The sequence below is a fragment of the Pseudomonas farsensis genome (assembly GCF_014268805.2).
GTDB classification, from domain to species: Bacteria; Pseudomonadota; Gammaproteobacteria; order Pseudomonadales; family Pseudomonadaceae; genus Aquipseudomonas; species Aquipseudomonas farsensis.
Genome location: NZ_JABWRF020000001.1, coordinates 1,626,572 through 1,645,204 on the forward strand (window position 1 = coordinate 1,626,572; position 18,633 = coordinate 1,645,204).

19 protein-coding genes and 1 pseudogene are annotated in these 18,633 nt (G+C 63.6%); 9 read left to right on the plus strand and 11 right to left on the minus strand.

The genetic code is table 11. The features are described from left to right. Window positions 1-189 precede the first annotated feature (189 nt). A complete protein-coding gene (locus HU719_RS07470; RefSeq protein ID WP_186536372.1) occupies window positions 190-714 on the plus strand; it encodes a hypothetical protein in 525 nt (174 codons plus the stop codon). On the opposite strand, the gene HU719_RS07475 is transcribed toward HU719_RS07470, so the two are convergent. The 6 genes and pseudogenes from HU719_RS07475 to HU719_RS07495 all read right to left on the minus strand — a co-directional run bounded on the left by HU719_RS07475 (window position 702) and on the right by HU719_RS07495 (window position 4,754). After that, complete coding sequence (locus tag HU719_RS07475) at window positions 702-1,802, minus strand: SMP-30/gluconolactonase/LRE family protein (RefSeq protein WP_186536374.1); 1,101 nt, start codon at window positions 1,800-1,802, stop codon at window positions 702-704. The two genes, HU719_RS07470 and HU719_RS07475, sit on opposite strands and share 13 nt — an antisense overlap. A 115-nt stretch (window positions 1,803-1,917) precedes the next feature. Continuing rightward, complete coding sequence (locus HU719_RS07480) at window positions 1,918-2,067, minus strand: hypothetical protein (RefSeq protein ID WP_186536376.1); 150 nt, start codon at window positions 2,065-2,067, stop codon at window positions 1,918-1,920. A 54-nt stretch (window positions 2,068-2,121) separates the two neighbouring features. Then, window positions 2,122-2,259: pseudogene (locus HU719_RS23580) on the minus strand (chromate transporter); the annotation flags it as partial. A 183-nt stretch (window positions 2,260-2,442) separates the two neighbouring features. After that, window positions 2,443-2,766 carry a chorismate mutase gene (locus tag HU719_RS07485; protein WP_186536378.1) on the minus strand — a complete coding sequence of 108 codons (324 nt, stop codon included), beginning with the start codon at window positions 2,764-2,766 and terminating at the stop codon, window positions 2,443-2,445. 138 nt (window positions 2,767-2,904) lie between these two features. Then, window positions 2,905-3,828 carry a DNA-3-methyladenine glycosylase family protein gene (locus tag HU719_RS07490; RefSeq protein WP_186519541.1) on the minus strand — a complete coding sequence of 308 codons (924 nt, stop codon included), beginning with the start codon at window positions 3,826-3,828 and terminating at the stop codon, window positions 2,905-2,907. 68 nt (window positions 3,829-3,896) lie between these two features. Then, complete coding sequence (locus HU719_RS07495) at window positions 3,897-4,754, minus strand: LysR substrate-binding domain-containing protein (RefSeq protein ID WP_186536380.1); 858 nt, start codon at window positions 4,752-4,754, stop codon at window positions 3,897-3,899. Between the two features lie 291 nt (window positions 4,755-5,045). On the opposite strand from HU719_RS07495, the gene HU719_RS07500 reads away from it, so the two are divergent. The 6 genes from HU719_RS07500 to metC all read left to right on the plus strand — a co-directional run bounded on the left by HU719_RS07500 (window position 5,046) and on the right by metC (window position 11,567). Beyond that, complete coding sequence (locus HU719_RS07500; RefSeq protein ID WP_186519537.1) at window positions 5,046-5,885, plus strand: transporter substrate-binding domain-containing protein; 840 nt, start codon at window positions 5,046-5,048, stop codon at window positions 5,883-5,885. Beyond that, the gene (locus HU719_RS07505) at window positions 5,885-6,619 is read left to right on the plus strand and encodes an amino acid ABC transporter permease (RefSeq protein ID WP_186536382.1); all 735 of its coding nucleotides are present in this window, start codon (window positions 5,885-5,887) and stop codon (window positions 6,617-6,619) included. The genes HU719_RS07500 and HU719_RS07505 overlap by 1 nt, the downstream gene beginning before the upstream one ends. Continuing rightward, the gene (locus HU719_RS07510; protein WP_186519533.1) at window positions 6,609-7,289 is read left to right on the plus strand and encodes an amino acid ABC transporter permease; all 681 of its coding nucleotides are present in this window, start codon (window positions 6,609-6,611) and stop codon (window positions 7,287-7,289) included. Before HU719_RS07505 ends, HU719_RS07510 begins: the two co-directional genes overlap by 11 nt. Continuing rightward, window positions 7,279-8,097 carry an amino acid ABC transporter ATP-binding protein gene (locus HU719_RS07515; RefSeq protein ID WP_186519531.1) on the plus strand — a complete coding sequence of 273 codons (819 nt, stop codon included), beginning with the start codon at window positions 7,279-7,281 and terminating at the stop codon, window positions 8,095-8,097. The genes HU719_RS07510 and HU719_RS07515 overlap by 11 nt, the downstream gene beginning before the upstream one ends. Window positions 8,098-8,121: 24 nt before the next feature. Further along, window positions 8,122-8,712, plus strand: a complete 591-nt coding sequence (locus HU719_RS07520; protein ID WP_186536384.1) for a cysteine dioxygenase family protein — start codon at window positions 8,122-8,124, stop codon at window positions 8,710-8,712. Window positions 8,713-8,867: 155 nt separating this feature from the next. Next, window positions 8,868-11,567, plus strand: coding sequence for a cystathionine beta-lyase (gene metC, locus HU719_RS07525; protein ID WP_186536386.1), 2,700 nt, complete (start codon window positions 8,868-8,870; stop codon window positions 11,565-11,567). Window positions 11,568-11,598: 31 nt separating this feature from the next. Here the strand turns inward: metC and HU719_RS07530 are convergent, their stop codons facing one another. The 3 genes from HU719_RS07530 to treS form a co-directional block, all read right to left on the minus strand. Next, window positions 11,599-12,762, minus strand: a complete 1,164-nt coding sequence (locus HU719_RS07530) for a PAS domain-containing sensor histidine kinase (RefSeq protein ID WP_186536388.1) — start codon at window positions 12,760-12,762, stop codon at window positions 11,599-11,601. Beyond that, window positions 12,749-13,561: an alpha/beta fold hydrolase gene (locus HU719_RS07535; RefSeq protein ID WP_186536389.1), complete on the minus strand. Its 813-nt coding sequence runs from the start codon at window positions 13,559-13,561 to the stop codon at window positions 12,749-12,751. The genes HU719_RS07530 and HU719_RS07535 overlap by 14 nt, the downstream gene beginning before the upstream one ends. Before the next feature lie 389 nt (window positions 13,562-13,950). Next, window positions 13,951-16,017, minus strand: a complete 2,067-nt coding sequence (gene treS / locus HU719_RS07540) for a maltose alpha-D-glucosyltransferase (protein WP_186534573.1) — start codon at window positions 16,015-16,017, stop codon at window positions 13,951-13,953. Window positions 16,018-16,172: 155 nt separating this feature from the next. Here treS and HU719_RS07545 point away from each other — a divergent pair, with 155 nt between their 5' ends. Continuing rightward, on the plus strand, window positions 16,173-16,331 hold the full coding sequence (locus tag HU719_RS07545) for a hypothetical protein (RefSeq protein WP_186519958.1): 159 nt from the start codon (window positions 16,173-16,175) through the stop codon (window positions 16,329-16,331). A gap of 19 nt (window positions 16,332-16,350) precedes the next feature. After that, window positions 16,351-16,767, plus strand: coding sequence for an HhH-GDP family DNA glycosylase (locus HU719_RS07550; RefSeq protein WP_186534574.1), 417 nt, complete (start codon window positions 16,351-16,353; stop codon window positions 16,765-16,767). Between the two features lie 51 nt (window positions 16,768-16,818). On the opposite strand, the gene hxsA is transcribed toward HU719_RS07550, so the two are convergent. Continuing rightward, entirely contained in the window at window positions 16,819-17,406 is a 588-nt protein-coding gene (hxsA, locus tag HU719_RS07555) for a His-Xaa-Ser repeat protein HxsA (RefSeq protein ID WP_186534575.1), read from the minus strand. Continuing rightward, on the minus strand, window positions 17,403-18,632 hold the full coding sequence (gene hxsC / locus HU719_RS07560) for a His-Xaa-Ser system radical SAM maturase HxsC (RefSeq protein ID WP_186534576.1): 1,230 nt from the start codon (window positions 18,630-18,632) through the stop codon (window positions 17,403-17,405). Before hxsC ends, hxsA begins: the two co-directional genes overlap by 4 nt. Window position 18,633 lies beyond the last annotated feature (1 nt).

Consider the following 18,633-nt stretch of genomic DNA (forward strand, 5'->3'; position numbering starts at 1 on the left):
TTCTCAGGTTCGGGCATACCCTTTTGGCGAGCGGGCTGTTTGTGGCGAGCGAGGCAAGCCCGCTCGCCACGAAAGCAGGGCTCCGCACGATAACCAGAGAGTGAGGGGTTAACCACTGAGTCGATTGCACTGAATCTTTGCCACTGCCCATGCTTCTACTCCAGGTCACCCTGTCACTGGAGCCTGCGCGTGCCGCGGATCATCACCCCGACCACCCCCGAAGAGGAGGTCAACGAACACAATGCCCGGATGTTTGGCTCGCCCAAGGAGCGGCTGGACTTCTATCGGCGCGAGATCCAATACGAAACCAGCATCCTGGCCAACCGCACTGACGCCTACCTTGCCGCGCAGTCCTTCCTGGTCATCGCCTTTGTGTCGGCCATGGGCAACCTCAACGAAAGCTGGGGCGAGATGTTCACCCTGATGGTTCCAGCGTTCCTGGCAGCGCTCGGCGTGCTCAGCTCGCTCAACGCCTGGCCAGGCATCCGCGCGGCCTACCGCATCATCGATCACTGGCAGGTCAAGCAAAGCAACCTGCTGCGCAGCGAGCCGCTGATGGGGCTTGCGTATGATGAATCGCCGTTGTTCAGCGAAGCCGAAACCTCCCGCGACGGGCACCGCAAGTCGCTGATGTTCTCGCTGCGCACGCCGTGGATCTTCCTTGGTTTCTGGGTGCTGTTGGGCGGCTATGCAGTGTTCATTCAGCTGGCCTGAGTGCTCGGCAGCCTTGCGCCGCGCGTATTGACGTACAGCGCATAGATCGAGCGGGAACTGGCCATGAACAGGCGGTTGCCAGCAGCGCCGCCGAAGCACAGGTTCGCGCAGCGCTCCGGCAAGTGGATATGGCCGATAGCGACCCCTTGCGGGTTGAATACCCGTACCCCATCGAGCAGCTCCGGGTTGGCTTCTTTAACGCCCGGGCTGCCCCAGCCGCACCACAGGTTGCCGTCTTCATCGCACTTCATGCCGTCCAGCGCGCCGAAACCTGTGCCCTCGATGTGCTTGCGGCGCTCGCCCAGCGTGCCGTCGGCATTGACCGTATAAGCCCACACCAGCCGATTGGGCTTGGCGCGTGCCTCGATCACATACAAGCTTTTTTCGTCAGGCGAGAAACACAGGCCGTTCGGCCCGGAGAAGTCCTTGATGACCTGCGTCACCTTCAGGCTCTGGCCGTCAATCCGGTACACAGCGTCCGGCAGCTCTGGCTTGAGCTTGTGGCCCTCATAGTTGTTGCCCATCTGGAACGGCGGGTCGGTAAACCACACCGAACCATCGCTCTTGACTACCACGTCGTTGGGCGAGTTGAAGCGTTTGCCTTCGAAATGGTCGGCCAGCACCGTAATGCTGCCATCGTGCTCGGTGCGAGTGACGCGGCGCCCTTCGCTGCTGGTGGTGGAGCCTTCGCAGACGATCAGGCGGCCCTGCAGGTCGCGCGCAAGGCCATTGGAATAGTTGGAATTGTGCCGGTAGACGCCCAGGCTTTCGCTGATTTCGTCCCAACGCATGATGCGGTTGTTGGGTACGTCGCTGAACAGCAGGTAACGTCCGTCGCCCACCCACAATGGGCCTTCGGCCCAGTACATGCCGGTGGCCAGGCGCTCGACGCCTGCGTTGAAGATGCGGTACTGGGTGAAGCTGTCGTCTATCACCTCGATCATCGGATCGGGGTAGCGCTGGCTGATGGCCTCGCCTGCAAGGGCGATACGCGGCAGGCTGGCAGCGCCAGCAGCAACGGCTGCCAGGGTCAACGATTGCTTCAGGAAGTGACGGCGGTCTGGGGACTGTGACGGGCGAGAGGGCATTGGGAAATCCTGATTGTTCTTATAGGGACGCTCCGGCGCAGGCGCGCGGCTAGCCAGCCGGGTGCGCGAGCAATCATCAGGATTTTTGCAAGTCGCGTCAAATGACGTCGTACAACTATGGGCTGGACTGGGGTTTGCTACCGCTCATCCACAGCCCGCCCGGCAGGCCGCCGCTCAGCACCACCAACCATGGTCGCAGCCTCCAGAACATCAAGGCAACCAAGGCCAGCAGCGCCAGGGCAGCGTCTTGCGGTGTGTGATTCATCGAGGCTCCGAGAAAGGCTGCAAAAAAGTGAGCAGCGGCCCAGGGACCGCCTGCGCTGCGCGCACTCAGCCACTTGCGCCTGGCCAGGAACTCTTCGCGAAAATAGCCCAGGTGTGTAACGGGGGGCGGGCAAGCGGTCAGCCCCAGGCGCAGGAAGATCAGAAAAACCGCCCAAGGGTTAATGCTAGTCAGTTAGGCCCATCGCGGGGCAAGCCCGCTCCCACGAAGGCACTGTTCATACATTCTGTGGGAGCGGGCTTGCCCCGCGATGGGCCGCGAAGCGGCCCCTATGGGCTTAATTGACTGGCATTAGCCCATAGGGCTGTGTTGCGCATCGGTCATGGGGCACCTGAGAAGTCATGCCGTTAGTAAGACTTAAAGCTGCGCAGATCCGGGGAGACGAGCGGGCGCGTCTTTGCCTGCGTGGATCTGCAATTCCTGCGCGATGAACGCAGCGATCAGCGCCCGATATACTTTTTCAACCACGTCTGAACTGGCCCCGGATTCCACGGCCATTGCGCGAACTTTGCCGATCACCTGCTCAACCCGAGCCGGCGCCCGCACGTCATCGGTGGTCTGCTTGAAGGCCGCAGCCTGGTTGACCAGATTGCCGCGTCTTGCGAGTAGGGCGACGATCGAACGGTCGATTTCATCGATGTGTTGCCGGACTTCGTCCAGCGAGGTGCAACGTACTTCCATGTGCAGGGCTCCGTTTCGAGTGTCTGTGCGCTTGGGAGAGTGCCACAGTGTGACGTATTCTGCGCACGTTCCACATCTCAGGTCCGAGGGATCGAGCCATGCCTGTTTGGCTGCCACTGTAGCGCGCAGTTGTACGCTTCATCCCCCACGCGCAGCACCCAGCTGATCTGCAATTTCGTTCCACAGGTGCATCGCCACATAAGCCCGCCAAGGCCGCCAGCTTTCGGCATGCCGGGCCTGGCTGGCCTTGCTTGCAAGCGCGGGCAGGCGTCTGCTGATGGCCTGCATCAGCACCAGGTCGGTGCCTGGCCATGCGTCTGTGTCGCGCCAGGCGCGCATCGCCACATATTCCACGGTCCACGGGCCGATGCCGGGCAGGCCGAGCAGTTGGCGGCGCAGGGTTTGCGTGTCGGGTTGCTCGCTGTCGATCAGTAATTCGCCCTGGGCAACCACACTGGCAAAATTCTGCAGTGCAGCGACACGCCGCGTCGGCATGCCGATACGGTCCAGATTGGCTTCAGCGACCGCCTGCGGGGTGGGGAAGTGCCAGGGGATGCCCAGGTGGGCGGGGGCGTTGGCCGGTATGCCGGTGCGTTCGACCAGGCGGCCGGTGATGGTGGTCGCGGCCTTGACGCTGACCTGTTGGCCGATGATGGTGCGCACCACCAGCTCAAAGCCTGACCAGGCACCTGGCACGCGCAGGCCGGGCGCTGCGTCCACCAGCCCGGCCAGCCAAGGGTCCTGGGCCAGGCCCTGGCGCACCGCCTGCGGCTGGGTGTGCAGGTCGAACAGCCGCGCCAGGCGTGGCTGCAGCTCGGCCAAGGCGCGGCTGGCTTCGCCGTCGACGCGTACGATCAGGCAGTCGCGGGCAGGGTCTCGGTGCACGCTGAGCAGGCCATCGCCGCTGGCAAGCCTGAGGGTGCGGTAGTAGACCTCGCCCTGCACGGTCTCCACGCCGCCGGTGGCGCGGCCGGTGAAAAAGCGCAGCATGCGCGCCCAGTCCAGTGGCGGGGTGAAGGGTAGCTCCAGTTCGTCGGTGGGCTGGCCGGCGATGATCTTCATCAGTGCCTCGGGTCAGTGGCGAGCGTGGCGTTGACCATGCAGCGGTTCAACGGCGATTGCAACCGCAGCTAAGCGCTGGCATTGCTGCGCAGCATCGCGTAGGCCTGGCGGACCAGCGGGTTGACCGTGTTGGCCCGTACCCAAAGGTAATAGGTAACGTCCGGCAGCGGCGGCAGCCCATCGCTTTGCCCCAGCACGCGCATGTCCGGCCCGACCATTTCCTGGCTGCGTGCCGTGATGCCCAAGCCTGCGCGAACCGCCGCCTTGACGCCAATCAGGTTGGATGCCCGATAGGCCTGGCGCCAGGCGATGCCGGCCTGCTCCAGCGCCTCCAGCGCAAGCTTGCGATACAGGCTGGGCTCGTCCACCAGCACCAGTGGCAGAGGCTCGCCGGGGAGATGCTGGTACTGCGCTGCGCAAACCCACCACACCGGCGAGGTGCGCAAGGCAAAACCCTCAAGCCCAGGCGCGGTGCGGGTCGATATCACCATGTCGATCTTGCCGCGTTGCAGGTCGTCCATCAGAAAGGGGCTGCGACCGACGTCGATTTCCAGGCGCAACCTGGGCGCCGAGCGGGCGATATGGCTGAGCAAAGGGGGCAGGATGGTGTCGGCGATATCGTGCGGTGAGCCGATCCGCAATACGCCGCTTGGCCCGTCCTGGCGCAGGCCAGCCAGGGCTTCGTCGTTGAGCGCGAGCATTTGCCGGGCATGGCGCAGCAGTTGCCGGCCAGCATCGGTCAGCGACTTGTGGCGGCCTTGCTTGCGCAACAGCGTTACGCCCACCTGTTGTTCCAGGCGCTGCATGTGCTGGCTCACCGAGGCCTGGGTGCGCGCCAGGTGGCGGCCGGCTTCGGCAAAGCTTGGGTGGTCGGCGATGGCGACAAAGGTGCGTAGCAGTTCAAGGTCCAGGGCGGGTTCGGTCATTGGGTGGGGCCTGTGGTTATTTTGGCTCGCTATCGCGGGGCAAGCCCGCTCCCACGTTTTACATCACGGGGTAGCGCTAAAGCATAAAGATTTGTTATGTGTTTGTCGGCGCTTGTGGAATGGATCAATAGTGGAAGCCTTTATTTACCGGCTTATAACCGGATTTTTTAATGGCTATAACCTGACAGTTATAACGATAGTCGTTATTTGAATTTCCCCTTGCCCCGGCAACTTCCTAGCATGCGCCCTCATTGGCCGGATGTTCCGGCTGCCGGGATGAGGAACCCCACCATGTCGCTGTCCACCGTCGCCCGTCGCGGGTTGTTCGCCACGCTGCTCGCCAGCTCCACCTTGGCCGCCAGCGGCCTGGCCCAGGCCGATGCCACCCTGGACAAGATCCAGCAGCGTCACAAATTGTCGGTGGGCGTGGTGCTGTCGGGCGGGCCGTTCGGCGCTATCGACCCGGCCACCCGTGAGCCGGTGGGCTTCAGTGTTGACTTGGCGCGCGATCTGGCCCGCCAGCTCGGCGTGCCAGTAGACCTGGTTGCCGTGCAGCCTGCCAACCGCGTGCAGTTTTTGCAGCAGGGCAAGGTCGACCTGCTGATCGCCAACATGGAATGGACGCCAGAGCGCGACAAGCTGCTAGGCCACGTGCCGACGCCGTTCTACCGCGTCGGCGGCACCGCCGCGCTGGCCAAGGGCAGCCCGGTAAAAACCTGGGCCGACCTCAAAGGCCAGCCGGTGTGCACCTCCCAGGGCAGCAGCTACACCCAGGCGTTGCTCGACCTGGGCGCTGACCTGAAAGCCTTCAAGACCTCCGCCGAATCGCTGTTGGCCCTGCGCGGCAACAACTGCGTAGCTGCCGTGCACGATGCCACGCTGATCAACCCGCTACTGGCAAAGGGCGGCGAGTGGAGCGGTTACCGCGCCCTGGCCCCTGAGCTGAACCCGGCGCCATCGGTTATCTGGACCCGTCTGGGCGAAACCGACACCCAGCAACGCCTGGACCCGTTCGTCAAGCAATGGCACCGCAGCGGCTGGCTGATCGAGCGTGAGCAGGCCAACCACATCACCCCAGCATCGCCTGCGCTGGTTGAACTGCGCGCCAAGCTGCAGGGCGAAGGCGCCTGATGAGCGAGCTTTTGCACGTTCTGGTCGGGCAGTTGGCCCGGCTCGGACTGAACTACAGCTTTCTGCTCGAAAGCCATGCCAGCGGCAAGCTGCTGGACGGCGCGCTGACCACGCTGTGGCTGTGCCTGTGGAGCATTGTCGGCAGCCTGCTGGTGGGCGTGCTGCTGGCGGCGGCCGTGACCTCGGCGCGGCGCTGGTTGCAGTGGCCGGCGCGGGCGTTTATCGAAGTCACGCGCAATACGCCAACTTTGGTGCAGCTGTACTGCGCGTTTCTGGTGCTTAACATGCTGATCAACCAGAGCCTGGGCAACGCCAACCCGATGACACCTTTCGCCTGGGTGGTGCTGGTGATTTCGCTGCACAAGGGCGCGTTCCATGCCGAAGCGCTACGTGCAGGTATCGAGGCAGTGCCTGCGGTAACCCTGGAAGCCGCCAGCTCACTGGCCTTCAGCCGCCGCCAGCAGTTGTTCCAGGTGCAGTTGCCGCTGGCGGTGCGTTTTGCCTTGCCGGCGCTGGTCAACAACCTGATCGACCTGGTGAAAATGACCGCCGTGGCCTCGGCCATCGCCGTCAACGACATCACCTACGCCTCGATCATGATCTGGACCCAGGGCGATAACGTCATCGAGCTGATGATCCTCATTCTGGCCTTCTACGGGCTGCTGAGTTTTGCCGTCAACTGTGCCGGCCGCGCTGTGGAAGCGCGCCTGAGGATGCCTGGCTATGGCAACTGAACACCTTGCCACCTTGTGGCACTGGGCACCAACGCTGGGCATGGGCCTGCTGCAGAATATCCAGATGAGCGTCGGCGCCATCGGCCTGGGCACGCTGCTGGGGCTGCTGGTGGGCCTGCTGTTGCTCTCGCCATTGGCGCCAGTGCGGGCGCTGGCACGGCTGTGGGTGCAAGTGTTTCGCAATGCGCCTTGGCTGGTGCTGATCTATTTCACGTCTTACGTATTCCCGTTCGATATCCAGGTCGGCAGCACCTGGGTGGCCTTCCCTGATTGGCTCAAGGTCACCGTGGGCCTGGCATTGCCAGCCAGCGCCAACGTGGCAGAGATTTTTCGCGGTGCGGTGGCCTCAATCCCGGCCACCCAGTGGGAGGCTGCGCGTTCGCTGGCCTTCAGCCGTGGGCAGATCTTGCGCTCGATCATTTTGCCGCAATGCCTGCGGCGCATGCTGCCGCCTTGGATGAACCTGTACGCGGTGGTGACCATGGGCACGGCGCTGGCCTCGCTGGTGGGTGTACACGACCTGATCGACAGCGCGCAGATTGCCGCCAACACCGTCAACCGCAGCGGCTTCACAGTGCTGGTGTACTTCAGCGTGCTGGCGTTGTTCTTTGCTTATTGCTACCCGATCGCCCGCCTGACCCAACGCCTGGAGCGCCGCTATGCCTTCTGAACCTTTGATCCAGCTGCGTGACGTGCACCTGGCATTTGCTGACAACCCAGTGCTGCGGGGCATCGACCTTGACGTGCATAAAGGCCAGGCGGTATCGATCATCGGCCCGTCGGGGTCGGGCAAGTCGACCATTCTGCGTTGCCTGACCGGCTTGTTGCGGCCCCAGCTTGGCAGCATCCGCATTGGCCAGACCCAGGTCGATCAATTGCGCGGTGAGGCCGAGCTGATCGCATTGCGCAAGCAGGTTGGCTTTGTGTTCCAGCAGTACAACCTGTTCCCGCACCTGAGCGTGCTCGAAAACCTGCTGATCGCCCCGACCAAGGTGCTTGGCCGCAACCGCAACGAGGCCCGTGAGCAGGCCTTGGCGTTGCTCGACAAAGTGCGGCTGGGCCACAAGGCAGCGGCCTTTCCCGGTGAGCTGTCGGGCGGGCAGCAGCAGCGCGTGGCAATTGCCCGGGCGTTGGCGATGCGGCCAGAGCTGATCCTGTTCGACGAGGTCACCTCGGCGCTGGACCCGGAGATGGTTGGCGAGGTGCTGGCGGTGATCCGCGAGCTCACCGAAGAGGGCATGACCTGCGTGCTGGTCACCCATGAGATGCGCTTTGCCGAGGAGATCAGCGACCAGGTGTATTTCACCGAGCATGGCCGCATCGTCGAGCACGGCAGCGCTGCACAGATATTTGGCGACCCGGTCCACGAGCGTACCCGCACCTTCCTGCAGCATGCGCTGGGGCAGGGCGGCCAACGCCCGAGCCGCCCGGCGCCCGATGTGTACCGCAACCTGGGGCGCTACAGCCTCAGCGTATGACCCCATAACCAGAGAACCCCAGCTATGTCCCGTGAATCCGTGATTCAGCCGTTTCTGGCGCAGGTGCGCGCCATCCATGAGCGTGGCGTCGACCGCGCGGCCTTGCAGCAGATTGTCAGCCTGCTCGAGGGGCTTGCCGAGCACCGCGAGCTGTTCAACTTCGAACGCTTCCCGGCGCCGGATGCCGCGACCGGCGAAACGCAGTTTCGCTACCGGTTGAACGACGACGGCGAGTCGCCAACGCTGTATGTCAACTCGCTGCTGCCCGGCAAGGCGACCCTGCCGCACAACCATGAAACCTGGGCGATTATCGTGGCCGTGGAGGGCCAGGAGCTGAACCGCGTGTACCGCCGCGAAGACGATGGCCGGGACCCAGCCCGGGCAAGCCTTGTGCTGGAGCGCGAGGTGGTGGTGCAGCCGGGTACGCCGGTGGCGTTTCTCGGTGAAGACCTGCACGGCATCCGCGTGGAAGGCGACAGCCCGACCTTGCACTTTCACCTGTACGGGCGGCCGCTGGAGTCGCTGGAAAACCGCTACGGGGTCAAGGACGACGGCAGCGTGGTGAACTACAACAAATCGCATATGGCGCCCTCGATTGCTGCATACGGGCTGTGAAGCATCGCGGGGCAAGCCCGCTCCCACAGGATGGCGTGAAGTCTGCGCCTTGCGCTGTCCCTGTAGGAGCGGGCTTGCCCCGCGAAGAGGCCGGCCCAGCCACAACAGTCTACCAACTTGAACCCCACCCCCCCAACGACCACGGACTGCGTCCCATGACCCCGAGCATCACCCCCGCGCTGCTGCACACCTGGCTATTCGACGACCAGGAAATCGCCCTGTTCGACCTGCGCGAGCATGGCCAGTACGGCGAAGCTCACCTGTTCTATGCCGTCAACCTGCCGTACAGCCGGCTGGAAATCGAAGCACCGCGCCTGGCGCCGAACCCTGCGGTGCGGGTGGTGATCTACGACGCTGACGGCGGCGAGCTTGCCCGGCGCGGCGCCGAGCGTCTGCAGGCGCTGGGCTACAGCGCCGTGCACAGGCTCGAGGGGGGCAGCGAGGGCTGGCAGGCGGCGGGGTTCGAACTGTTTGCAGGGGTGCACCTGCCATCGAAGGCCTTTGGCGAGCTGATCGAGCATGCCTGCCATACGCCGCGCATCAGTGCGCAGGAACTGGCCGAATGGCAGCGCCAAGGCAAGCCGCTGGTGCTGCTTGACGGCCGGCCGCTGGAGGAGTTCGCCAAGATGAACATCCCAGGTGCCACGTGCTGCCCAAACGGTGAACTCGCTTATCGACTGGACGACCTGGTCAGCGACCCGCACACGCCAGTGGTGATCAACTGCGCCGGGCGAACACGCAGCATCATTGGTGCGCAGACGTTGCTCAACCTGGGTATCGACAACCCCGTATATGCCCTGGAAAACGGCACCCAGGGCTGGTACCTGGTGGACCTGCCGCTGGAACACGGCAGCGCTCGCGCTTACCCCGCGCACAGCGGCGCGGCGCTGGCGCGACAGCAGGCGCGGGCCGATGCTTTGGCGCGCAAAGCCGGTGTGCAATGGGTGACGGCTGCGCAAGTGCGCCAGTGGCAGCAGCACGCGCAGCGCACGCTGTTTCTGTGCGATGTGCGTACCCCTGAGGAATTCGCCGCCGGCAGCCTGCCGGGCGCCCAGCATTGCCCTGGCGGGCAGTTGATCCAGGGCACTGACCTGTACCTGGGTGTGCGCAAGGCGCAGGTGGTGCTTTTTGATGACGATGGCGTGCGAGCACCGGTAGTGGCCAGTTGGTTGCGGCAGATGGGCCACGAGGCGTATGTGCTGCAAGAGGGGCTGGCCAGCGGGCTGGCGTTACCGGTGGCACCGGCGCTTGCGGTAACGTTGGCCGAGGCCAGCGCCGGCGAATTGGACAGTGCTTTGCTGCTGGATCTGCGCCCGAGCACGGCGTTCCGCAAAAGCCACTTGCAAGGCGCGCAGTGGGCCATCCGCCCGCATTTGGCGGCGCAGGTCAGTGCAGAAACACGACGCCTGGTACTGATCGCCGATGACCCGCGCGTGGCTGAGCTGGCCATTAGCGAGTTGCCTGACGCCCAGCGCCAGTCAGCGCGGCTGTTCCCACGGTCGCTGCTGGCCGACTGGCCGTCCGTCGAGGGCGATGATTCACTCCCGGACGCCGCCTGCATCGACTTCCTGTTTTTCGTGCACGACCGCCATGCCGGTAACAAGGACGCCGCTCGCCGCTATCTGGCGTGGGAAACCGGGTTGATCGCGCAAATGAACGCCGCCGAGACGGCCAGCTTCAGCCCTTTGACCGAAGGCGACCCTGTCGCTACCCGCCTGGTGCATGGCGGGCGTGGCGAACCGGGGCAGGGGGCGCACCCGGTAAACGTTCCAGTCAGCCGCATGAGCACGGTGTTGTTCGACAGCGTCGCCGACCTGCGTGCGGCACGTGGCCGGCGTGACCAGGAGCGGGTGCTCAGTTACGGCGCCCGAGGCAACCCCACCGCCTTTGCATTGGAGGACCTGGTCAGTGAGCTTGAGGGCGGCCACCGCACCAAGCTGTTTGCAACCGGGCTTCAGGCAATCACCCAGACGTTCCTCGCCTACCTGCGCCCCGGCGACCACTTGCTGATCAGCGATGGCGTGTATGGCCCGGTGCGACGCCTGGCCCGCGAGCTGCTGCAGCCGTTCGGCGTGCAGGTGGAGTACTTCGCAGCAGACGGCCAAGGCCTGGAGGCCGCATTGCGCGCCAACACCCGCATGGTTTACAGCGAGAGCCCCAGTTCGTTGCTGTACGAGCTCAATGACTTGCCAGCCATGGCGGCCTTGTGCAAACCCCGCGGCATTCTGCTTGCCGTAGACAACACCTGGGGTTCGGGCTACCTGTACCAGCCGCTGGCCTTGGGCGCAGATATTTCGGTGATGGCGCTGACCAAGTATCTGGCGGGTCATAGCGATGTGATGATGGGGAGTGTGTGTACTACCGCAGACGCATTTGCTGCCTTATCGCGCAGCAGCGACACGTGTGGTTGCACGGTCAGCCCGGATGATGCCTGGCTGGTGCTGCGCGGTGCGCGCAGCCTGGCTAGCCGCATGGCGGTGCATGAGCGCCAGGCACTGGAAATCGCCAGTTGGTTGCAGGGCCATGAGCAGGTCGCGCGGGTTTATCACCCGGCCTTGCCTGGTCACCCGGGGCACGCGCTGTGGCAACGCGACTTCAAGGGCAGCAACGGGCTGCTGAGTTTCGAGCTGGCAAGCAACCGCCCCGGCTGCGCTGAAGCCTTCGCTGATGGTTTGCGCTTGTTCGGCATTGGCGCCTCGTGGGGCGGCTTCGAAAGCCTGGTAATGCTCGCAGAGCCAGGTGATCGGCAGTTCGCTGCGCCGCTGCACGGCCCGTTGCTGCGCCTGCATGTGGGGTTGGAGGAGGTGGGGTCGTTGCGAAGGGACCTGCAGCAGGCGTTGGCGCGGGCGCGCTGAGGCGCCTTGGCATCGCGCTGTTTGAGCCGCTCTACAACGGCAGCCGGATGCTGAAGGTCGTGCCATACACCGCACAGGAACGCACGCTGACCTCACCGCCGTGGGCCTCGCTGAGCTCCCTGACGATAAACAGCCCCAGCCCAACCGAACGCACAGTGTCGGCGCGGTCGCTGGCGCGGGTCATGGGTTCGAACAGGCTTGGCAGCAGGTCCTGGGGGATGCTTAGACCGTGGTTGTGCACGGTGATCAGCGCCGCGTCAGCACGCAGGTCGGTGGTCAGGGTGATCGGGTAGCTCAGGTCGCCGTAGCTCACGCCGTTGGCGACCAGGTTGCCGACCATCTGCTGCAAGCGGTCCGGGTCCAGGTTGACCTGGCCTTGCCCGCGAGCCAGATGGCGGATCGAGGCATGGGCAAAGGCCACGCGCAGCTCGCCCAGGCCCTGCTCGACGGTTGCTTGCAAGTCGACCCGTTCGCGGCGAATGCTGATGCCTTGGCCGATTCGGGCCGAAGCGAAGTCGAGCAGGTCGGCGATCATCCTCTGGGCACGTTGCGAGGAACTGGCAATGCTCTCCAGCAGGCGTCGGTCCCGCTCGCGGTGTTCCGAACGCTCCAAAAGCTGTGTGGCCATGCGGATGGCGGTCAGTGGGTTCTTCAGGTCATGGCTGGCAATGGCCACCATTTGCTCGGCAAACACGGCGCGGCGCTCGGCGCTCTGGTAGGCGGCGGCCAGCTCTTGCTGGGCCTGCTGCAGCGCGCCTTCGGCCAGGGTCTTCTGCGAAAGCAGCTCTTCGGCGCGGCGGCGCGCGTTGAGCAGTTCGCGCTCGTAGCGGTCGCGTTCCTGGGTGCCGAACAGCGCCAGTTCGTAATACACCCCGTGCTCATCGTCGCGGCGCACGCCGTTGAGCAGCATGGTGATGATCTGGCCGTCACGGTGTATCAGGTCGAGCTTCACCTCAGCCACCGAGCCCTGCATCTTCATCAGCGGCGCCCAGTGGGTCTGATGGAAAATGCGCCCGCCCATGGTCAGCAATTCCTGGAACCTGCGCCCCAGCAGCGTTGCGCGCTCAGTGCCGAGCCAATTGTTGAAGGTGTCGTTGCTGCGCAGGATGGTGCCATCTTCTGTGGTCACCACCAGGCCGCAGGGGGCCCGTTCGAACAGGGCGTCGGCACTTGGCAGGTGGCTATCCATGGGCATGCGCCCATTGCGCCAGGAACCCGTCCATGGCCTCTGAACACGCGGTCGGTGCGCTCATGTGCGGGCAATGGCCAATATTGTCGATCATGCACAGTTGGCTGTTTGGCAACACCCCGTGCAGGTAGTGGCCGACGGCAACCGGGGCGATCATGTCTTCGGTCGATTGCAGGATCAGCACCGGAGTTTCAAGGCCGGCGATATCCTGGCGGTTGTCCGATAGGAAGGTCACGCGGGCAAACTGGCGGGCGATTTCCGGGTCGGTCCGGCAAAAGCTGTTAGCCAGCTCGTCGCTGAGCGCCGGCTGCCCAGGGGCGCCCATGATCACCGGGGCCATGGTGCTTGACCAGCCAAGGTAGTTGCTGTCCAAGGTCTCCAGCAGCGAGTGGATGTCGGCCTGGGTGAAACCGCCGACGTAGCCGTCGGAGTCGATGTAGCACGGCGAGGGCCCGACCATCACATGGGCGGCGATGCGCCCAGGCTGCAGGCGGTCGGCGAGGGCGCCGATCATGGCGCTGACCGAATGCCCCACCACGATCACCGGGCCCACGGCAAAGGCGTCGATGAGTTCGTTGAGGTCCCGCGCGTAGCCGTCCAGCGCTGCGTACTTGATGCGGTCGTAGGCGCTGAGTTCGGAGCGGCCGGAGCCGACCAGGTCATAGGCGACAACGCGAAAATGCTGGCGAAAATGCGGCAGCAGGTAGCTCCACATCGACTGGTCGCAGCCAAAACCGTGGGAAAAGATCAAGGTTGCACTGCCGGTACCCGATACCTGCACGTTGTTTCGCTGCTGTAGATTCATGCCGGTTCCAAGGGTGGAGCAATGTGAAATGCCGCGTGGGGCGCTGCTGCGGTGTTTGTGGGAGTGGGCTTGCGTCGGTTATGTGCAACCCCCGCACCGGCCTCATCGCAGGCTGGCGCCATATCGATGCCGTCTACGCGGTCAGTGTAGGAGCGGCCTTGTGCCGCGAAAGGGCTGCGAAGCAGCCCCAGCGATTCTGGTGGGTGCACAGATCCTGGGGCTGCTTCGCAGCCCTTTCGCGACACAAGGCCGCTCCTACACAATCAAAAGCGACTTGCCCGAAACCATAGAATCCCACAGCGAACTTGCCCAGCCCCAAGCTTAACGCTGCCAAATGATGGCAACAGGACATAGTGCCCCGCTTCCGGCACCCGTAGCAAGCGGCGTCATCAGGCGTGCCCGCTGCTGTTGACGATCCGCAGGCACAGCGCCTCGTAAGGGTCGAGGTTGATAAGCAACTGGCCGTCTTCAGTCAGGTCGCCCTCGACCGTCTCGTTGATCATGTCAACCACTGGCCCCGGCGTGAAGCCCGCCAACAGCAGCGTTTCGCTGATCGGCTCGGCACCGAAGTTCAGCGCGCTGATCTGCGTGCCACGCCCCGCTGGCAGCTCGTGCACCATCACCAGCAGCCCAGGGCTGACCACCTCTGGCACCAGCACCTGACGGCTGGCAGCAATCCCGTAGGCCTGGCGCACGGCCAGCAGCTTTTTCACCTGGCTGGCAAACGAATCGGGCCGCTCCAACTGTTCTTCCAGGCTGCCGTACAGGCTTTGCGCGCGCGGCATGCCGCGCAGCGAGGCTTCGGCCTCGGGCGCAAGGTTTGCCAGGTCATAGCCGCCGCGGTGGATCCAGCGCGTATCGCCATCAGCCATGCGCTCGGCCACCGCCTGCGCCGGCAAGGGCAGGGCGCCTACCAGGTCCCAGCCCGACAGCGCGACCACACCCGGCTGCATGGCGTTGTACATCACCAGCAGCAGGTGCACCTTCTGGATGAGGTCGCGGTCAGCGGCGCTGATCTGGTCAAGGTCGCGGATGCCCAGGGCTGCGGTGATCAGGCTGGCCGTGGTACAGGAGATGCCGTTGGTCACGAAACGCAGGTTGTAGGGTGCGTGCTCGCCCGACAGGCGCTCGTAGATTTCCTCGCGCACGTGCTCGCGCAGCACGCTGCCGGGAAGGCTTTGGCCCTTGTAGAGGTACATGTCGTGGGCGTGCAGGGTCCAGAAGTGCACCAACTCGACGGTCAGTTCGTCATGGTTTTGCAGCGCATGGATCAACGAGGCGGGGTCGATGCCAAAGCTGTGCATCTCTTTGAGCATCAGGCGCAGGAACTCGGTATCACCGGTCAGCAGGGCATGTTGATAGGCCGGGCGGGTAATAAAGTCGTAGGACAGGTCGGCGCCGCCCTTGGACATCTGGGCGATGTCATCCAGGGTCAGGTTCAGTTCCTGGAAGCTGAAGCCGCCGGCCTTGCGGATCATGCCGCCAATCAGCTGGTTGCCGGTGATCGACAGCGGATGGCTCTCGGACCACGCCGGGCCGTTGGCACGCGCCTCGACGCCCAGAAAGCCGTTGGCGTCCAGGCGCAGCCCGCGGGCGCCGAGGCAGTCCAGGGCATGCAGGGCATCGCCGATGATCATCTGCTGGGCGCTGAAGGTCGGGTCGAGCCAGTTCAACGAGGGCTGGCCCTCCTTGAAATAGTGCAGGTACACCCAGCGCCGGGTCTTGCCATCGACGCCGACGATGGGCGGCGTGGCGCTCCAGTCGGTGTCCTTGATGCCGGGTTCGAAGAAAATCACCCGTTGCAACTGGCCGACGATGTAGTGGCGCAGCTTGAGCTCGTCGCAGGTGGCCGGTGGCAGGTTTACCGCATCGCGCCCGGCGGGTACGTCTGGCAGCAGGGGCCAGTCTTCCTCACGGATTTCGACCATGTGGTAGAGCCCGGGGTAACAACCATGGGCGAGTTCCGCCAGGCGAAAATCGGCGCCCTTGCCGGTGTGCGAGGGGATCAGGTCGTCGATGGTCACGGCGTTGTGCGCCGCGGCCAGGCGGCTCATTTGCACCAGTTCCTGTTCGCTGCCGTAAAGCGGGTCGATGTCAAAGCTGATGCGGTCGAAGTTGCCGTCGATGCTTGGCGTGGTCTGGCGCCCGCTGGTGCCCCCGGATTGCTTGATCGGCCCGGTGTGTACGCCCTGGATGCCCAGCTCCGACAGCCGCTTCCACAGCGTTTCATTGCCGAGGGCCGCCAGCACGCTGCTGCCTGCTGGCGCGATGATGGCGTCGGGGTAGACCGTCAGCCACACCGAGGCGATTTCGGTGGCGCGGCGCGGCTGAGCCTCGGCATAGGCGTTCTGCCACAACCGCGGCTGGCCGGCGTAGGTGAGGGCGCGTTGCTGCGAGGCACGCAGCATCGAGCGCGCTTCGAGCCATTCGATATAGGCGTCATCGGGTCGGGTCATGCGGGATACCTCGGCATCGTCCGTGGGCTGTGTGGTTATGATGGCCTGGCGCTGGAATCGTTCTGCCGGCGCGTGGTCTTCATGCGCCTCGAAGCGCTTTGAACCACTCCCCCGGGCGACGCCTCCAAACTGAACACCAGCAGGAGGATTGCACCATGCAGCCCAAAACCGAAGGCCTTGAAGAGCAGGGCCCCAGTGGCGTGCCTTATATCAACGACCCGCAAAAACCCACCTCGCCGCCGCTGAATGATGCAGATGCCACCGAGGCGGCAGAGGCCGAGGAGGGCATCGAGGAGGATGGTGATGTGCTGTGACACTGCGCCTTGGCTGTAAATGAAGGCCGTTACTGCGGCAAGCCTGGGGATCGATCTGGACGAGGCAGGTGGGTATGGCTTGTATAAATGGCTGCTGGCAAGCTTTCTGATCGGCAAACGAATACGCTCAAGCGTTGCGGTTGAGGCCTATCGTAGCCTGGTTGTACACGGTGGCCTGGATACGCCAGGCAAACTTGCGCGGTGCCCGCATTCGAGATTAGTCAGCCTGCTAGGTCAGGCGGGCTACGCCCGCTATGACGAGTCCACAGCCAGGCGGTTACACGCGCTTGGCCGCAGGCTGGAGCTGGAGATGGCACAGTATCTGGACCATGGGGGCATTACCCAAGGCGAGGAGCTTGGCCCATGGCTTTTGAGCTTTGAGGGCATTGGGCCGAAAACGCTGGAGATTTTCATGCGTGAGCGGGTTGATGGCTAAAGCCATCAAGGCTATCAACCAGCTTCGAGCGCAGGGCCTGGCCCGCCCGGCTCATGGAATTCGCACGCCCAGGGCATTCAGTGTTGCTGTATCCATTCGTCCATTGACTGTGAGCGAGCTGTCCGACTGAAACGCCATCAGCGCCCCTCGGGTGGCGTTGCCCATCACTCCGTCGACAGCGCCCTGGTAATACCTGCGTACGGCCAGAGCTGTCTGAACCCTCATCACCAGGTTGCTTTTCTGATCGTTGCTCGGGCGTTTACGGGTGGCACTGGCGGCTGGTGTGGCGCTGCCTGGTGGGGAGTAGGCCGAGCTGCCAGTCGATGCGCTCGGTGCGCTATAGCTGCGTGTGGTGGTAGCAGGAGGGCTGTAGTAGCGCGGTGCGCTATAACCGCCTGAACCGCTGTAATGCGAGCTGTGCGAGCTATGTGAACGGTGCGAACTATGCGAGCGATGGGCGGCGTAGATGTTCACTGCATCGGCAGCATTGAGCGTGTCGGCAAATACCGGCGGCTGGAGCTTGTCACTTGGCTGCCAGTCTGCGTTAGCCAATGGCAATGGGTTGGCTTGGGCGAAAGCCGCGCCGGGTAACAGGGTGATGCCGCCCAGCAGAATTTTCCAGCGTTCAAGCAGTTTCAAAGCGCGCTCCTTGCGTAGGCTTCATAGGCCACGGTCGACAGGGGGTGGATACCGCGGCTTTGCCAGCGGTCGGTATGGGATTTGAAAAATCCAGAGCAGCTATCGATGGCTGCACACTGCTGGCAGGCATCGATGAACAGGTTTTTCCAGTCTGAGATGCTCTGGCGGGCAAAGCGCGACAGGTGAGGTGGTATCAGACAAAGCGGCAGGTTATAGATTGAAACCGGCACGCCACGGTTGAACAGGAACCATGCGGCCTGGCTGAGCGGCTCCTGGTAGTCCAGTGGGTCTATCCAAAGCGCTTCATGGTGCTTTCTGGCAAGGCCAGTGCTTTCAATGCCCATCAGGGCCACATGGCGCACGAACGGCAAATTGCGGAACACATAGTGCGCAAGCTCTGGCAGCCGTGGGGCAGTCAGGCGGCTGAGCACCACGCGGATCTCGATGATCTGCTTGGCCCGTGCAAGGTTGTAGAGGCCTTGGAGGGTCTCGCTGTAAGCCCCGGCCGCTTGCACGACATGATCATGATCGGCGGCATTGTCGGCATACAGCGGGATACCCCAGCTCAATTGTGGATGACCGAGGCTGGACAGGGCCGCGATCCAACTGGGGTCCTTGAACAACCTGCCGTTGCTCAGCACATGAATGGATTTTTCGGGCAGTACCGCTTTGCATTTGGCAAGGATTTCCAGCAACCCATCGCGATAGAGCGTTGGCTCACCGCCACTGATGCCGAGGTTTTCCTCACCCGCATCCATCAGGTCAATGAGCCGCAGGTTTTCCTCGATGTGCCAACGGTCATCGATATCCTTGGGTGGCTGTGAACACATCAGGCACAGGCTGTTACAGCGGTCGGTCATGAACAGCAAATTGCTGTCCGAGCCGCGGCGGTACAGCACCCGAACCAAGGTACTGCTTGGCGTCAGCGCAATAACATCGCCTGGTTGTACGACCTGCTGATCGCTTGGGGAATGCAGGTGCAAGGGCGCGCTCTGGGCGCCTTCTGGCAACGTGCCCGGAGTTATGAAGCCAGCAACTGGCAGCGACAACAGGTGCGGGTTCTGCAACAGCATGTCGCTCGGTAGCCACACCAGCAGATCACTCAGGCATGCATCTCCGGCACAGACTGCGAGACCTTTTTCAATGAATTCTTCAACGCTGATGACCTTGAGCAGCCGGGGTTCGGTGATGGCATGGGGGGCGAAGTGGGTTTCTTTGGCTAGCATC

Coding starts and splice junctions, on each gene's coding strand:
- HU719_RS07475 (WP_186536374.1), bottom strand. CDS start 1,802: ATGCCCTCTCGCCCGTCACAGTCCCCAGACCGCCGTCACTTCCTGAAG.
- HU719_RS07480 (WP_186536376.1), bottom strand. CDS start 2,067: ATGAATCACACACCGCAAGACGCTGCCCTGGCGCTGCTGGCCTTGGTT.
- HU719_RS07485 (WP_186536378.1), bottom strand. CDS start 2,766: ATGGAAGTACGTTGCACCTCGCTGGACGAAGTCCGGCAACACATCGAT.
- HU719_RS07490 (WP_186519541.1), bottom strand. CDS start 3,828: ATGAAGATCATCGCCGGCCAGCCCACCGACGAACTGGAGCTACCCTTC.
- HU719_RS07495 (WP_186536380.1), bottom strand. CDS start 4,754: ATGACCGAACCCGCCCTGGACCTTGAACTGCTACGCACCTTTGTCGCC.
- HU719_RS07500 (WP_186519537.1), top strand. CDS start 5,046: ATGTCGCTGTCCACCGTCGCCCGTCGCGGGTTGTTCGCCACGCTGCTC.
- HU719_RS07505 (WP_186536382.1), top strand. CDS start 5,885: ATGAGCGAGCTTTTGCACGTTCTGGTCGGGCAGTTGGCCCGGCTCGGA.
- HU719_RS07510 (WP_186519533.1), top strand. CDS start 6,609: ATGGCAACTGAACACCTTGCCACCTTGTGGCACTGGGCACCAACGCTG.
- HU719_RS07515 (WP_186519531.1), top strand. CDS start 7,279: ATGCCTTCTGAACCTTTGATCCAGCTGCGTGACGTGCACCTGGCATTT.
- HU719_RS07520 (WP_186536384.1), top strand. CDS start 8,122: ATGTCCCGTGAATCCGTGATTCAGCCGTTTCTGGCGCAGGTGCGCGCC.
- metC (WP_186536386.1), top strand. CDS start 8,868: ATGACCCCGAGCATCACCCCCGCGCTGCTGCACACCTGGCTATTCGAC.
- HU719_RS07530 (WP_186536388.1), bottom strand. CDS start 12,762: ATGCCCATGGATAGCCACCTGCCAAGTGCCGACGCCCTGTTCGAACGG.
- HU719_RS07535 (WP_186536389.1), bottom strand. CDS start 13,561: ATGAATCTACAGCAGCGAAACAACGTGCAGGTATCGGGTACCGGCAGT.
- treS (WP_186534573.1), bottom strand. CDS start 16,017: ATGACCCGACCCGATGACGCCTATATCGAATGGCTCGAAGCGCGCTCG.
- HU719_RS07545 (WP_186519958.1), top strand. CDS start 16,173: ATGCAGCCCAAAACCGAAGGCCTTGAAGAGCAGGGCCCCAGTGGCGTG.
- HU719_RS07550 (WP_186534574.1), top strand. CDS start 16,351: ATGAAGGCCGTTACTGCGGCAAGCCTGGGGATCGATCTGGACGAGGCA.
- hxsC (WP_186534576.1), bottom strand. CDS start 18,632: ATGCTAGCCAAAGAAACCCACTTCGCCCCCCATGCCATCACCGAACCC.